The sequence below is a fragment of the Streptomyces sp. MMG1533 genome, assembly GCF_001279775.1.
GTDB lineage: Bacteria > Actinomycetota > Actinomycetes > Streptomycetales > Streptomycetaceae > Streptomyces.
On the sequence record NZ_LGDG01000228.1, the window covers coordinates 1 to 13,662 of the forward strand.

The window sequence follows — 13,662 nt, forward strand, 5'->3', positions numbered from 1 at the left end:
CCTACGAACCCGCCACCCCCTCGACCGCCACCCGCAGAATCCCCGTCACCTGCGCAATGATGTCCACCCGGTTCCGCACGAACTCCGCATCCGTCACCGTCCCGCTCGCCGGATCGGTGTTCCCCGCCCCGAACTGCAGCACAGGCGTATGCACATGCCCACCCGGCAGCACGTCGTGCAGCCCCAACCGATCCCGCAACAACGTGGCCCGATAGGCGATCTCGTTGGACAGGTAGTTCCCGCCGCCCCCGGCCCGCGCGGTCGACCCCGGAGTCGGCCCGTCCGCCCGCACGACGGCCTCCGTGCCGCCCGCCGGGATCTCGGTCACACTCGTGTTGTCGTACACAGGAAACCGCCCGGTCCCGGCGGCCACGATCTTCCCGTACGGCAGTGTCGTCGTCGTCCACTGCGGCTGCGAGGCCGGGTCGGCGACCGGCACGGTCTCGGTCCTGCCGATGTTGTCGTTGTCAGGGAACCCGCCCCGCCAGGCCCCGTTGGTCCGCTCGACGTCGAACCGCCCCACCCGCCCCTGGCTCACGGTGGTGAAGAGATCCACCTTCCTCAGATGCGGCCGCAGCGTCCGCTCCACCGTCCCGTCGGCGAAGTCCTGCCAGCGCACCGGGAAGACGACGGTCTCGACCCGCGCCGGCCCGTCCGCGGTCTCGATCACCGTGCCGTCGAGTGCGAGCGCGGTCGCCCCCGACGGGTTGGAGATCCGGACGTCCCGGTCCAGCGTGAACGGGTCGAAGCCGGTCACCAGGACCCGCTTGATGTCCTTGCCCTGCGGATACCGGACGGCGGTCTGCCCGCGCGAGGTCCGCTCCAACTCACCCAGCAGGGCCGTACGCCGGGCGTCCGTCAGCCCGAACCCCGGCTCCCACGTCCGCACCTGTCGCGTCATCCCCAGCCGCGCCCAGTACAGCGGCCGGTCGTCGTCCCGACTGAGGTCCCCGCCCACCGGCCCCCGCCCCTGCGCCCGCGCAACGGCCCGCCGCCACAGCGCCGACCCCTCCCGTACGACGACCCGCCGCGCCTCGGCGTAGGAGCGGGCCGCACCGAGCTCCCGGGCGAACCCCGCGGTCACGGCGTCGAATCCGGAACGCCGGAGGATCTCCTGCGGCACGGCGCGGTCGAGCCGCTGCTCCTCGACGGTGGGTGAGAGGACCGTCTCGGCGGCGGACACCTGCGTGGGGGCCGCGAGCCCCGCCACCAGGGCCAGTCCGAGTACGCCGATGCGAACACGTATGTGATTCAAGGGAGTTCGGGTCCTTCCGTCGCGGTGGGGCGCGTGGTGCGAACGCCGGCAGTATGGCGTGACGGAAGTGGTCTACGCCATGGTGCGTGACGCACGCGGAATCCGTTCCGCCGCCTCCCGCAGCGCACCGACGAACGCCTCGACGGCCGGCGCGGGCGACCGCCCCCGTACCGTCGCCGCGTACACCGCCCGGGCCGGCCCGCCCTCGTCGAGCACGGACAGCAGGGCCACGTCCGGGCGTACCGACTCGGCGGCGAGCGCCGGGACCAGGGTCACGCCGAGCCCGGCGGCGACGTACCCCTGCTTGGCGGTCCACTCGCCGACGACATGCGCGACGCGCGGCCGGAAACCCTGCCGCAGGGCCGCGTCCAGCAGGGTGCCCTCGGGCCGCGAGCCGCCGGAGATCCAGTCGGCGTCGGCGAGGTGCCCGAGCCGTACCGGTCCGCGGTCCACCGCTGCCAGCGGATGGCCGGCCGGGACGGCGACGTACAGCGACTCGTCGAGCAGATGGCGGAGTTCGTACCCCGTCGGCGGGATGCCGCCGCCCGTCGTCGAGACGACCGCGAGGTCGAGGTGCCCGGCGGTGAGCCGCTCCAGAAGGACGGGTGTGAAGCCCTCCTCCCGCGTGACCGCGACCTTGGGGTGGCGGGCGCGGAACGCGGCGAGGGCGTGCGGCACCAGCGCCGCGTCGGCCGTCGCGAACGCCCCGAACCGCAGCCGCCCACCGGCCACTTCACGCAGCGCCACCAGCTCATGCCCGGCCCCCTGCAGGGCCTCGACGACGGCCTGCGCGTACGGCACGAGGATCCGGCCGGCCTCGGTCAGCCGCACACCCCGGGGCAGCCGGTCGAACAACGGCCCCCCGCTCAGAGCCCCTTCGAGCGAGGAGACCTGGCGGGACACCGCCGACTGCGTCCAGCCGAGGGTGCGCGCGGCGACCGTGAACGACCCCTGCCGGGCGACCTCCAGGAACGCCCGCAGCCAGACGGTGGAGAGGTCCGGAACGTCCACAGGGGCATGCGAGTTCGGCATGGCAGCCATGCTAGACATTCGCTTGTCGCATTCCGGTCCGGAACCTAGCGTCGACGCATGCAGATCACTCTCGGCAACCCCGCCTCCGCACCCCAGCCCCTGAGCCCGTACTACTCCCAGGTCGCCCGTGTCGAACACGCCGACGGCAGCGCCCTGCTGTTCGTCTCCGGGCAGATCGCCGAGGGCGCCACGCTCGCCGAGCAGTCCCGGGGCGTCTTCGAGACGCTGGACGCCCTGCTGAAGGCCCACGGGGCGGCCCTGGCCGACGTCATCAACATCCGTACGTACCTCACGGACATCGGCAAGCTGGAGGAATACGGGGCCGTACGAAGGGAGTTCCTCACCGGGACCCCGCCGACCAGCATGACCTTCGAGGTGCCCCGGCTGTTCCGGCCCGAGGCGCAGATCGAGGTCGAGGTGGTGGCCGCCGTGCCGGCCGGCCGGTCGTAGGCGAGGGCGAGGGCGAGTTCAGGAGGTCTCGCCCAGCAGTGTCAGGAAGTCGCGGAACGCGCCCGGCATGTCGACCGACTCCGGGTCCAGCAGCCACTGGTACTGCAGGCCGTCCATCACCGCGACCAGCAGGGGAGCGGTGCGCTCGGGGGTGAGGCCGTTCGGGAGGCGGTCGCCGTACTCGGCGCGCAGGACCGCCGCCATGTTCGTCCGCACCTGCGCGTACCGCTCGGTGAAGTAGCCGCGCGCGGGATGCCCCTCCGTGACACTCTCGCCGAGCAGCGCAGAGAAGGTCTGGATGATGCCCGGCCGCATCGCGTTGTACTCGACGAGTGCGGCGAGCAGGTCGGTCCGCCACTGCCCGACCGGGACCGCGTCCCACTTGTCCCGCTCCTCGAGGACGGCCACGAGCAGCGCGTCCTTCGTGGGGAAGTAGTGCAGCAACCCCTGCTGGGTGAGCCCGACCCGTTCCGCGACGGCGGCCAGACTCGCCCCCCGGTAGCCGCGCTCGGCGATCACTTCCAGGGCGGCGCGGACGATCTCGGCGCGTCGCTCCGCGCTCCTGGTCCTGGCGTTCATGGCGTCACCGTACGGCATCCGTCCCACCCGAATATAACGTCAAGATAACAAAACCTACCGACCTACAGGCGACGGGTGCACGATGGAGGACACCGCACGGACTCAACGAGGAGGCACCCGATGCCGGGGACCCACAAGCAGGAAGACCTGGCCCGCGAGGCGGCCGTCGAGGCGGCCCTGAGGAGGCTCGGCCTGGACGCCAAGGTCCGGCTGCTCGCCGGCCAGGACGTGTGGTCCCTGCCCGCCCTGCCGGAGATCGGCCTGGAGTCCCTCGTCATGTCGGACGGCCCCATCGGCGTCCGGGGCGTCCGCTGGACCGCCGACGACCCGTCCATCGCGCTGCCCTCCCCGACCGCGCTCGCCGCCACCTGGGACCCCGACCTCGCCCGCCGCGCCGGCACCCTCCTCGCCCAGGAGGCCCGCCGCAAGGGCGTCCACGTCCTGCTCGCCCCCACCGTCAACCTGCACCGCTCCCCGCTCGGCGGCCGCCACTTCGAGGCGTACAGCGAGGACCCGTACCTCACGGGCCGCATCGGCTCCGGCTATGTGACCGGCGTCCAGTCCGGCGGCGTCGGCACCACCGTCAAGCACTTCGTCGCCAACGACGCCGAGACCGACCGCTTCACGGTGAACAACCTGCTGAGCGAGCGCACCCTGCGCGAGCTGTACCTCGCCCCCTTCGAGGCGATAGTCGAGAACGCCCACCCCTGGGGCATCATGACCGCCTACAACTCGGTCAACGGCACCACGATGACCGAGCACCACCACCTGGTGAACGAGATCCTGCGCGGCGAATGGGGCTTCGACGGCTTCAACGTCTCCGACTGGACCGCCGCCCGCTCCACCACCGGCGCCGTCAACGGCGGCCTGGACGTCGCCATGCCCGGCCCGCGGACCGTCTACGGCGACGCGCTCGCCCAGGCCGTCCGCGCCGGCGAGGTCGACGAGGCCAAGGTCGACGACGCCGTCCGCAACGTCCTGCGACTCGCCGCCCGCGTAGGCATCCTGAAGGACGCCGAACCGGCCGTCACCGAACTGCCCGACACCGTCGACGGCGAGGCCCTGGCCCGCGAGATCGCCCGCCGCTCCTTCGTCCTCGTACGCAACGAGAACGAGGCACTTCCGCTGAAGCCGGGCACGGTCGCCCTCATCGGAGCCGCCGCCCGCGACGCCCGCGTCCTCGGCGGCGGCTCCGCCACCGTCTTCCCGGCCCGGATCGTCTCCCCGCTGGACGGCCTCACCGCGGCCCTCCCCGAAGGCACCCTCAGCTACGCCGTCGGCGCCGACCCGGACACCGAACTCGCCGTCGCCGACAGGGGATTCGAGCTGCGGGCCGTCTGCCGCGACGCCGACGGCCAGGTCATCGGCGCCGCCTCCGCGCCGAGCGGACAGCTCCAGTGGATGGGCGAGGACCTCCCCGACGGCGTGACCCACGACCGCCTGCACACCGTCGAACTGACGGGCACCTTCACCCCGCGCGACACCGGCACCCACACCTTCGGCATCAAGGGCATCGGCGCCTTCACCCTCCGGGTCGACGGCACCACGTACTTCGACGACGTCCGGCGCCCCGCCAACGACGACGACCCCTTCGAGTCGTTCTTCGGCGCCCCCGTCCCCTGCGCCAGGGCCGAACTCACCGCGGACCGGCCGGTCGAGGTCTCCCTCACCCATGTCGTCCAGTTCCCCGACGACCTCCCGCTGAAGGTCGTCTCCTTCACCCTCGCCCACCAGGAACCGCAGCGCGACCCCGACGAGCTGATCACCGAGGCGGTTCAGGCCGCCCGCGCCGCCGACACGGCCGTCGTCGTGGTCGCCACCACCGAGCGCGTCGAGTCGGAGGGCTTCGACCGCACCGATCTCGCCCTCCCCGGCCGCCAGGACGACCTGGTCCACGCGGTCGCCGCCGCCAACCCGAACACCGTCGTGATCGTCAACTCCGGCTCCCCGGTGGAACTGCCCTGGCGCGAGGAGGTGGCCGCCGTCCTGCTCAGCTGGTTCCCCGGTCAGGAGGGCGGCGACGCCCTCGCCGACGTCCTGACCGGCGCCCACGAGCCCGGCGGCCGTCTCCCCAGCACCTGGGGCAGCCTCGCCGACGCCCCGGTCACCCAGGTCGTCCCGGACAACGGGGAGATCGCGTACCGCGAGGGCGTGTTCATCGGCTACACCGCCTGGGAGAAGCAGGGCCGCACCCCCGCCTACCCCTTCGGCCACGGCCTCGGCTACACCGACTGGACCTACGAGTCGGTCGAGGTACAGGGCACCGCCGTCCGGGTCCGCCTCCGCAACTCCGGCGCGCGCCCCGGCCGCGAGGTCGTCCAGGTCTACCTGGCCCCCGGCGGGCCCGGCGCCGAGCGCCCGGCCCGCCGACTGGCCGGCTTCGCGGGCGTCACGGCCGCTCCCGGCGAGAGCGTCGAGGCCACCGTGGAGCTCCCGCGCCGGGCCTTCGAGGTCTGGGACGAGCAGGAGGGAGCCTGGTCGTTTGTGAAGGGTTCGTACGAGATCCAGGTGAGCCGCTCGATCTCGGACCGCCGGCTCACCGCGACCATTAACGTCTGATCCGGGACAAGTCTCCCCATGACCAGCCCCGGCCCGGGACCTGACCCCTGGGCCGGGGCTATGGGCGTCCGGCGACTCAGCGCGCCGAGAAGCCGTACACCGTCTCCGACCTGTACGTCTCGCCCGGCCGCAGCACCGTGCTGGGGAACTCCGGGCGGTTCGGGGAGTCGGGGAAGTGCTGGGTCTCCAGCGCGATGCCGTCGCAGGGCGCGAAGGGCTCGCCGAGGTGGTCCGCGGTGTACAGCTGGAGGCCGGGCTCGGTGGTCGCGACGGTCAGCACCCGGCCGGACGCGGGGTCGTACAGCTCGGCGACCTCCACGGGCCCGTCCGTCACCCCCTTGTCGAGCACGAAGTTGTGGTCGTACCCGGAGCCGACCTTCCGCGCCTCCCGGAAGTCGAAGCGCGTGTCGCCCACCGCTTCCAGGACACCGGTCGGGATCAGGTCCGCGTCGACCGGGGTGAACCGGGAGGCGGCGATCCGCAGTTCGTGCCCGCCCGCGTGTCCCGACCCGCCGAGGTTGAAATAGCTGTGGTTGGTCAGGTTCACGAGGGTCGGCGCGTCGGTGACCGCCTCGTACGCGATCCGCAGCGCACCGGACTCCTCCAGCGTGTACGTCACCGAGACCTCCAGACGCCCCGGGAAGCCCTCCTCGCCATGCGCGCTCACCCGCGTCAGACGCACACCGTGCTCGACCGGCGCCGGGTCCCACACCCGCTTGTCGAAGCCGCGCTCACCGCCGTGCAGGGAGTTGGGCGGGTTGTTGAGCGCAAGCGCGTACGTCCGGCCGTCCAGCGGGAAGCGGCCGCCCGCGATCCGGTTCGCGTACCGCCCGACCAGGGCGCCGAAGTACGGCTCGGGGTTTGTCAGATAGCCGTCGAGCTCCGGGAAGCCGAGCACCACGTCCGCGGCCTGCCCCTCCCGGTCCGGGACCTCCACCGACTGCACGATCCCGCCGTAGGACAGGATCCGCACACGGACGCCGGCCCGCTCCAGGGTCCAGCGGTGGACTGGCGTGCCGTCGGAAAGTGTGCCGAAGAGTTCGTTCATGTGCGGAACTTTAAGTCACCAACCCTGCGTCAGGCCTTCTTGCCCGTCACCGCCCGATAGGCGATCTCCGCGAGCCGCGCCTGGCCGTTCACACTCGGATGGAACCAGTCCCAGTGGCTGAGCTGGGCGGTGCCGAAGCGGAAGTCGTAGACCGCGCCGCCGTCGAAGCGGCAGCGGCGGTCCTTCGCGCAGACCTCCTTCAACACCTCGTTGTAGTCCTCCACACGTTGCTGCACGGTGTCCCGCCGCTCGGTCGCCGCCGCGTCCAGGGCGTCCGCGTCGCCCAGCATCGACGGGCAGAGGCCCAGCTTCCACACCTGCTTGCCCATCGGGTTCGTACGGCCCTCGGACCACAGCCGCTTCAGGTTCGGCACGCTCGCCACAAACACCTGCGCCGTGGGCGAGGCCCTCCGCAGCGTGCTCATCGCGTCCTCGAAGTCGGCGCGGAAGTCCGCCACCGACGTCATCGCCGATGTGCTGGACCGGCAGGCGTCGTTCGCCCCCGCCATCACCGCCACCAGCCCGGGCTTCTTCGCCGCCGCCTGCGCCATCTGACCGGGCAGATCCGCCATCCGCGCCCCGGTCACCGCGTAGTTCCAGCTCCGCTCGGCCGCCTTCGCCTTCCCCAGCAGGCGTACCGCGAGACTGTCGACCTCGGCACTGCTGCCCGTCGCCCACGACACCTCGGGGCAGTCCGACAGCACCGAGCACGCGTCGAAGCCGCGGGTGATGGAGTCCCCCACGGCGGCGACCGACGCCGGGCTGCTGTCCCAGGCCGGCGTCGGCTTCGGGGACGGCTTCGCCTTCTGCTCCCCGGTGCCGCTCGGCCCCGGCGAGTTGCCACCGACGGCGTCACAGCCGGTGACGCCCAGGACGACCGCCGCCAGGACGGCGAGAACGGCGCGCGAGCGGTGGCTCTGCTTCCGCATCCGGTGGTGGTCCCCTCGGTCGTCGGGTGATGGCATGAAACGCGAAAAAGGTCGTCCCCTCATAACAACGCGCGAGAGTTCCCGACGCTCACCGTGCAACGGTTCGCGCCCGTACTGGCGTCCTGCCGGGTGAATGGCGGGGGTTTCACGGCACTGGGACCGACGGTACGTCACACTCCTTGCGCCGCCGCACGGTAGCCTCGCCATCAACGTGGCTGCCCGGCCACTGCCGTCAGCCAGTTCGCAAGATGTCCCGCTCTGCCCGGAGGTCCCGGTGACGACACGTGGAGTTCTGTACGTGCACTCCGCGCCGCGCGCGCTGTGCCCGCACGTCGAGTGGGCCGTCGCCGGGGTGCTCGGCACACGCGTCAACCTCGACTGGATCCGGCAGCCCGCCGCGCCCGGCACCTGGCGCTCGGAGTTCTCCTGGCAGGGCCAGGTCGGCACCGCCTCCAAACTGGCCTCCGCACTGAGAGGCTGGCACCTCCTCCGCTTCGAGGTCACCGCCGAGCCCTGCGCCACCGCCGAGGGCGAGCGCTACAGCTGCACCCCCGAGCTCGGCATCTTCCACGCCGTCACAGGCATCCACGGCGACATCCTGATCCCGGAGGACCGTCTTCGCGCGGCCCTGGTCCGCTCCCAGCGCGGCGAGACCGATCTGGAAGCCGAGCTGGCCAAACTCCTGGGCAAGCCCTGGGACGACGAGTTGGAGCCGTTCAGGTACGCGGGCGAGGGCGCGCCGGTCCGCTGGCTCCACCAGGTCGTCTGATTTCTGCTCCGCACACCTGAAGGGCCCCCACCAGCCGGTGGGGGCCCTTCAGGTGTGTACGAACGTTTCTCAGACCGTCCGGAACGCCAGCACCACGTTGTGCCCGCCGAACCCGAACGAGTCGTTGAGGGCGGCAATCCGGCCCTCGACGGGAAGCTTGCGAGCCTCGCCGCGCACGATGTCGGCGTTGGCCTCGGCCTCGGGGTCGAGGTTCTCGACGTTGATGGTCGGCGGAGCCACCCGGTGGTACAGCGCGAGCACCGTCGCGACGGTCTCGACACCGCCCGCGCCACCGAGCAGGTGACCGGTCATCGACTTGGTCGCCGACACCGCCATGTGGTCGGCGTCGTCGCCGAACACCTTGCGCAGCGCCTTCAGCTCCGCCACGTCACCGGCCGGCGTCGAGGTGGCGTGCGCGTTGACGTGCATGATCTCGGCGGGGTTCAGGTCGGTGCGGTCCAGCAGGTTCTGCAGGGCGTGCGAGATGCCCCGCCCCTCCGGCTCCGGCTGCACGATGTCGTGGCCGTCGGCGGAGATGCCCTGCCCGACCGCCTCGGCGTACACCCGCGCACCGCGCTTGGCGGCGTGCTCGGCGGACTCCAGGACGATCACGCCGGCGCCCTCGCCGAGCACGAACCCGTCACGGGCGATGTCGTAGGGACGCGAGGCGCCCTCGGGGTCGTCGTTGTTCTTGGACATCGCCATCATGTTGCCGAACGCGGCGATCGGCAGCGGATGGATGGCCGCCTCCGTGCCACCCGCGACGACGATGTCGGCGCGGCCGGAGCGGATCATCTCGATGGCGTAGCCGATGGCCTCGGCGCCGGAGGCGCACGCGGAGACCGGCGTGTGCACGCCCGCACGGGCGCCCACGAGCAGACCCACGTTGGCCGAGGGACCGTTCGGCATCAGCATGGGGACGGTGTGCGGGGAGACGCGGCGGACACCCTTCTCCTTGAGCACGTCGTACTGGTCGAGCAGGGTCGTCACGCCACCGATGCCGGAAGCGATCACCGCACCGAGCCGGTCGGGGTCGACGCTCGCGTCCTCCCCGGCCCTGGCTTCGAAACCGGCGTCCTTCCACGCCTCCTGGGCCGCGATCAGCGCGAACTGCGCCGAGCGGTCCAGTCGGCGGGCCTGCGGCCGCGGGATGACCTCGGTCGGTTCCACGGCGATCTGAGCGGCGATGCGGACCGCCTGATCGGCGGCCCACTCCTGCTCCAGGGGCTTCACGCCGGACTTGCCGGCGATCAGGCCCTCCCAGGTAGAGGCTGCGTCGCCACCCAGCGGTGTGGTTGCGCCGATACCGGTGACGACCACGGTGCGATTGGTCGAGCTCACGGGAATTCTTTCTCCAACGGATACGAGGATTAAGCGGCGCCACCGCCGGGTGGCGGGGCCAGGCTCCGGGACTGGAGGATCAGCCCTGGTGCTTGAGGATGTACTCGGTCGCGTCGCCGACCGTCTTGAGGTTCTTGACGTCCTCGTCGGGGATCTTGACGTCGAAGCGCTCTTCGGCGGCGACGACGACCTCGACCATGGACAGCGAGTCGACGTCCAGGTCGTCGGTGAAGGACTTGTCCAGCTGGACGTCCTCAACCGGGATGCCGGCGATCTCGTTCACGATGTCGGCGAGACCGGCGACGATCTCTTCCTGAGTGGCGGCCATGTCGGGCGCTCCTTCTTGGTATCCAGAGGGTGTTGGCGATGGTTCCGCATCGGACCTGATGATCCGGCACGGAGTGCCTAGGGGAGGGTAACGACCGTCGCGGCGTACACGAGACCCGCCCCGAAGCCGATGACGAGCGCGGTGTCGCCGCTCTTCGCCTCGCCGGTCGCCAGGAGCCGCTCCATTGCGAGCGGAATCGAGGCGGCCGAGGTGTTGCCGGTGGTGCGTACGTCGCGGGCGACCGTGACGTGCTCCGGCAGTTTGAGAGTCTTCACCATCGAGTCGATGATCCGCTCGTTGGCCTGGTGCGGAATGAAGACGTCCAGGTCGTTCGGGGTGATCCCGGCCGCGTCCAGCGCCTGCTGAGCGACCTTCGCCATCTCGAACACGGCCCAGCGGAACACCGCCTGGCCCTCCTGCGTGATCGCAGGGAACTTGCCCGTGGAGCTGTCGTACTCCGTCCACGGCACGGTCTGCTTGATCGTCTCGGACTTGTCGCCCTCGGAACCCCACACGGTCGGACCGATGTGCGGTTCCTGCGAGGGCCCCACCACGACCGCGCCCGCGCCGTCGCCGAACAGGAAGGCGGTGGCCCGGTCCTCCAGGTCGGTCAGGTCGGACAGCCGCTCCACGCCGATGACGAGTACGTACTCCGCCGAGCCCTCGACGATCATGCCCTTGGCGAGGGTCAGGCCGTAGCCGAAGCCCGCGCAGCCGGCCGAGATGTCGAAGGCGGCGGCCTTGTCGGTGCCGAGCTTGTCGGCGATCTCGGTGGCGACGGCCGGGGTCTGCTTGAAGTGCGAGACGGTCGAGACGATCACGCCGCCGATCTGCTCGACGGAGATCCCCGCATCGGCGATCGCCTTGCCGGACGCCTCGATCGACATGGCGGCGACGGTCTCCTCGTCGTTCGCCCAGTGCCGGGTCTCGATGCCGGAGCGCGAGCGGATCCACTCGTCGGACGAGTCGATCGTCTCGAGGATCACCTCGTTCGGCACGACCCGGACGGGGCGGTAGCCGCCGACACCGAGGATCCGCGCGTACGGGGCGCCCTTGCTGGGCCTGATCTTCGACATTGCTCGGGGGCTCCTTTTCAGGCGCCCGCCGCGTCAGCGGCAGGTGCTGCTGCCTCGGCGATGAGCTCGCGAGCAGCGTCGAGGTCGTCGGGGGTCTTGAGCGCCAGGGTCTTCACACCCGGCAGCGCACGCTTGGCGAGCCCGGTCAGCGTGCCGCCGGGGCACACCTCGACCAGCGCGGTGACGCCGAGCTCCTTGAAGGTCTCCATGCACAGGTCCCAGCGGACCGGATTGGCGACCTGACCGACCAGCCGCGCGACGATCTCGGCGCCCGTGGCAACGGCCTTGCCGTCCTTGTTCGAGACGTAGGCGACCTTCGGGTCGGCGGGCGTCAGGGCCTCGGCGGCCTTTGCCAGCGCGTCGACCGCGGAGGCCATGTGGTGCGTGTGGAAGGCGCCGGCCACCTTGAGCGGGACGACCTTGCGGACGCCCTCCGGCTTGTCCTCGATCAGTGCCGCGAGCTGCTCCAGCGTGCCCGCGGCCACGATCTGGCCCGCCCCGTTGACGTTCGCCGGGGTCAGACCGAGCTTCTCCAGGTGCGCGACGCTCACCTCGGGGTCGCCGCCGAGCAGCGCCGACATGCCGGTCTCGGTGACGGCGGCGGCCTCGGCCATGGCCAGACCGCGCTTGCGTACGAGGGCCAGCGCGTCGGTGTCGTCGAGCACGCCCGCGAAGGCGGCGGCGGTGATCTCGCCGACGCTGTGTCCCGCGACGGCACCCGGAACAATGTCACCGAGTGCCGCGGCGGACAGGATTCCGGCCGCCACGAGGAGCGGCTGGGCGACAGCCGTGTCCCGGATCTCGTCCGCGTCGGCCTGCGTGCCGTAACGGGCGAGGTCCAGTCCGATGGCGTCGGACCACGCGGCGACGCGGTCCGCGGCACCGGGGAGTTCGAGCCAGGGGGTCAGGAAGCCGGGCGTCTGGGCGCCCTGGCCGGGAGCGACGAGTACGAGCACTCTCACACTCTCTCTTGTGGACGGCCACGGCCGCCCGTGGGGACAGGGACGAAGAACACGAGGGGGTTTTGTGGACCCCCGACAAAAGACTAGAGCTGGAGATCCCCGTCGGCCAGACGCCCCAGGATCAGCGCGATTCGCAGCGTGAACGCCGAACGTACATCGGAGGGCGACCAGCCGGTGACGTCAGTCACACGTCGGAGCCGGTAGCGCACGGTGTTGGGATGGACGAAGAGCATGCGGGCGGCGCCTTCGAGACTGCTCGCCTGTTCGAGGTAGACGGAGAGTGTCTCCAGGAGCGCCGAGCCGGCCTCCTCCAGCGGTCTGTAGATCTCCTCCACCAGTTGCTCGCGGGCCGAGGGGTCACCGGCGATCGCGCGCTCCGGAAGCACATCGTCCGCCAGGACCGGGCGCGGGGCGTCCTGCCAGGCAGAACACGCTTTCAGCCCGGCCGCGGCGGCCTGCGCGGAGCGGGTCGCGGCCTGCAGATCGGCCACGACGGGTCCGGCCACCACCGGCCCGGCGGCGAACGGCCCGATCAGCGACTTGGCGACGGCGAGCGGGTTGTCGCTGCCGCCCGCGATGACCACCAGGCGGGCCCCGAGCACCCCGGTGAGGACCTGGAGCTTGGCGTGCCGGGCGGCCCGCCGGATGGCCTCGACGGTCAACTCGCTGTCACCGTCGGGAGCGGTGCCCAACACCACGCACACGTGCTCGGGCGAGTTCCAGCCGAGGGCGGCGGCCCGGCTGACGGCCCCCTCGTCGGCCTCCCCGCTCAGCACGGCGTTCACGACGAGCGACTCGAGGCGTGCGTCCCAGGCGCCGCGTGCCTCGGCGGCCTGGGCGTACACCTGGGCGGTGGCGAAGGCGATCTCGCGGGCGTACACGAGCAGCGCCTCGCGCAGCACGTTCTCGTCCCCGGGGGCCGCCACCTCGTCGATGGCCGACTCCATGACCTCGATCGTGGTGCGCACCATCTCGACGGTCTGGCGCAGAGTGATCGCCCTGGTCAGTTCGCGGGGCGCGGTTCCGAAGACATCCGTGGAGATGGCCTGCGGGGCGTCCGGGCGCCGGAACCACTCGGTGAAGGCGGCGATACCGGCCTGGGCGACGAGCCCGATCCAGGAACGGTTCTCCGGGGGCATCGCCCGGTACCACGGCAGCGTCTCGTCCATGCGCTGGATGGCCTGCGCGGCGAGACGCCCGGACGACTTCTCCAGTCGTTTCAGGGTCGCGGGGTGCGGGTGGGCATCGGGCGCGGCGGCGTCGCCGGCGTGGGATTCGGGTTCGGGCACGGGACAAGACTGCCTTATCCGGACGGGAGTACGCGTCGCCGGGTG

At 71.5% G+C, this 13,662-nt stretch carries 13 protein-coding genes; 3 read left to right on the forward strand and 10 right to left on the reverse strand.

Features of this window, described 5'->3' with window-relative positions:
* Window position 1 precedes the first annotated feature (1 nt).
* Together ADK57_RS27685 and ADK57_RS27690 are read right to left on the reverse strand one after the other, a co-directional pair.
* Window positions 2-1,255 carry a pyroglutamyl peptidase gene (locus ADK57_RS27685; protein ID WP_053752314.1) on the reverse strand — a complete coding sequence of 418 codons (1,254 nt, stop codon included), beginning with the start codon at window positions 1,253-1,255 and terminating at the stop codon, window positions 2-4.
* A 72-nt stretch (window positions 1,256-1,327) separates the two neighbouring features.
* A complete protein-coding gene (locus ADK57_RS27690; protein WP_078973376.1) occupies window positions 1,328-2,296 on the reverse strand; it encodes a LysR family transcriptional regulator in 969 nt (322 codons plus the stop codon).
* A 48-nt stretch (window positions 2,297-2,344) separates the two neighbouring features.
* Between ADK57_RS27690 and ADK57_RS27695 the strand changes: the two genes are divergently transcribed.
* Window positions 2,345-2,737 carry a RidA family protein gene (locus ADK57_RS27695; RefSeq protein WP_053752316.1) on the forward strand — a complete coding sequence of 131 codons (393 nt, stop codon included), beginning with the start codon at window positions 2,345-2,347 and terminating at the stop codon, window positions 2,735-2,737.
* An 18-nt stretch (window positions 2,738-2,755) separates the two neighbouring features.
* On the opposite strand, the gene ADK57_RS27700 is transcribed toward ADK57_RS27695, so the two are convergent.
* Window positions 2,756-3,334 carry a TetR/AcrR family transcriptional regulator gene (locus tag ADK57_RS27700; RefSeq protein ID WP_053752317.1) on the reverse strand — a complete coding sequence of 193 codons (579 nt, stop codon included), beginning with the start codon at window positions 3,332-3,334 and terminating at the stop codon, window positions 2,756-2,758.
* A gap of 102 nt (window positions 3,335-3,436) precedes the next feature.
* Between ADK57_RS27700 and ADK57_RS27705 the strand changes: the two genes are divergently transcribed.
* Window positions 3,437-5,875 (forward strand): beta-glucosidase family protein, encoded by a 2,439-nt coding sequence (locus tag ADK57_RS27705; protein ID WP_053752318.1) that lies wholly within the window; start codon window positions 3,437-3,439, stop codon window positions 5,873-5,875.
* A 76-nt stretch (window positions 5,876-5,951) separates the two neighbouring features.
* Here ADK57_RS27705 and ADK57_RS27710 read toward each other — a convergent pair whose 3' ends face one another.
* Together ADK57_RS27710 and ADK57_RS27715 are read right to left on the reverse strand one after the other, a co-directional pair.
* Window positions 5,952-6,923, reverse strand: coding sequence for an aldose epimerase family protein (locus ADK57_RS27710; RefSeq protein ID WP_053752319.1), 972 nt, complete (start codon window positions 6,921-6,923; stop codon window positions 5,952-5,954).
* Between the two features lie 29 nt (window positions 6,924-6,952).
* Window positions 6,953-7,852, reverse strand: coding sequence for an SGNH/GDSL hydrolase family protein (locus ADK57_RS27715; protein ID WP_053752320.1), 900 nt, complete (start codon window positions 7,850-7,852; stop codon window positions 6,953-6,955).
* Window positions 7,853-8,126: 274 nt separating this feature from the next.
* On the opposite strand from ADK57_RS27715, the gene ADK57_RS27720 reads away from it, so the two are divergent.
* Window positions 8,127-8,621 carry a DUF3145 domain-containing protein gene (locus ADK57_RS27720; RefSeq protein WP_030040113.1) on the forward strand — a complete coding sequence of 165 codons (495 nt, stop codon included), beginning with the start codon at window positions 8,127-8,129 and terminating at the stop codon, window positions 8,619-8,621.
* A 69-nt stretch (window positions 8,622-8,690) separates the two neighbouring features.
* Here the strand turns inward: ADK57_RS27720 and fabF are convergent, their stop codons facing one another.
* The 5 genes from fabF to ADK57_RS27745 form a co-directional block, all read right to left on the reverse strand.
* The gene (gene fabF, locus ADK57_RS27725) at window positions 8,691-9,962 is read right to left on the reverse strand and encodes a beta-ketoacyl-ACP synthase II (RefSeq protein ID WP_053752321.1); all 1,272 of its coding nucleotides are present in this window, start codon (window positions 9,960-9,962) and stop codon (window positions 8,691-8,693) included.
* Window positions 9,963-10,041: 79 nt separating this feature from the next.
* Window positions 10,042-10,290: an acyl carrier protein gene (locus ADK57_RS27730; protein ID WP_030040115.1), complete on the reverse strand. Its 249-nt coding sequence runs from the start codon at window positions 10,288-10,290 to the stop codon at window positions 10,042-10,044.
* A 77-nt stretch (window positions 10,291-10,367) separates the two neighbouring features.
* A complete protein-coding gene (locus tag ADK57_RS27735) occupies window positions 10,368-11,366 on the reverse strand; it encodes a ketoacyl-ACP synthase III (protein ID WP_053752322.1) in 999 nt (332 codons plus the stop codon).
* Between the two features lie 17 nt (window positions 11,367-11,383).
* Window positions 11,384-12,322, reverse strand: coding sequence for an ACP S-malonyltransferase (locus ADK57_RS27740; protein WP_053752323.1), 939 nt, complete (start codon window positions 12,320-12,322; stop codon window positions 11,384-11,386).
* Window positions 12,323-12,411: 89 nt separating this feature from the next.
* Window positions 12,412-13,617, reverse strand: a complete 1,206-nt coding sequence (locus ADK57_RS27745) for a PucR family transcriptional regulator (RefSeq protein ID WP_053752324.1) — start codon at window positions 13,615-13,617, stop codon at window positions 12,412-12,414.
* Between the last annotated feature and the right edge of the window lie 45 nt (window positions 13,618-13,662).

Coding starts and splice junctions, on each gene's coding strand:
- ADK57_RS27700 (WP_053752317.1), bottom strand. CDS start 3,334: ATGCCGTACGGTGACGCCATGAACGCCAGGACCAGGAGCGCGGAGCGA.
- ADK57_RS27695 (WP_053752316.1), top strand. CDS start 2,345: ATGCAGATCACTCTCGGCAACCCCGCCTCCGCACCCCAGCCCCTGAGC.
- ADK57_RS27690 (WP_078973376.1), bottom strand. CDS start 2,296: ATGGCTGCCATGCCGAACTCGCATGCCCCTGTGGACGTTCCGGACCTC.
- ADK57_RS27730 (WP_030040115.1), bottom strand. CDS start 10,290: ATGGCCGCCACTCAGGAAGAGATCGTCGCCGGTCTCGCCGACATCGTG.
- ADK57_RS27705 (WP_053752318.1), top strand. CDS start 3,437: ATGCCGGGGACCCACAAGCAGGAAGACCTGGCCCGCGAGGCGGCCGTC.
- ADK57_RS27710 (WP_053752319.1), bottom strand. CDS start 6,923: ATGAACGAACTCTTCGGCACACTTTCCGACGGCACGCCAGTCCACCGC.
- ADK57_RS27735 (WP_053752322.1), bottom strand. CDS start 11,366: ATGTCGAAGATCAGGCCCAGCAAGGGCGCCCCGTACGCGCGGATCCTC.
- ADK57_RS27715 (WP_053752320.1), bottom strand. CDS start 7,852: ATGCGGAAGCAGAGCCACCGCTCGCGCGCCGTTCTCGCCGTCCTGGCG.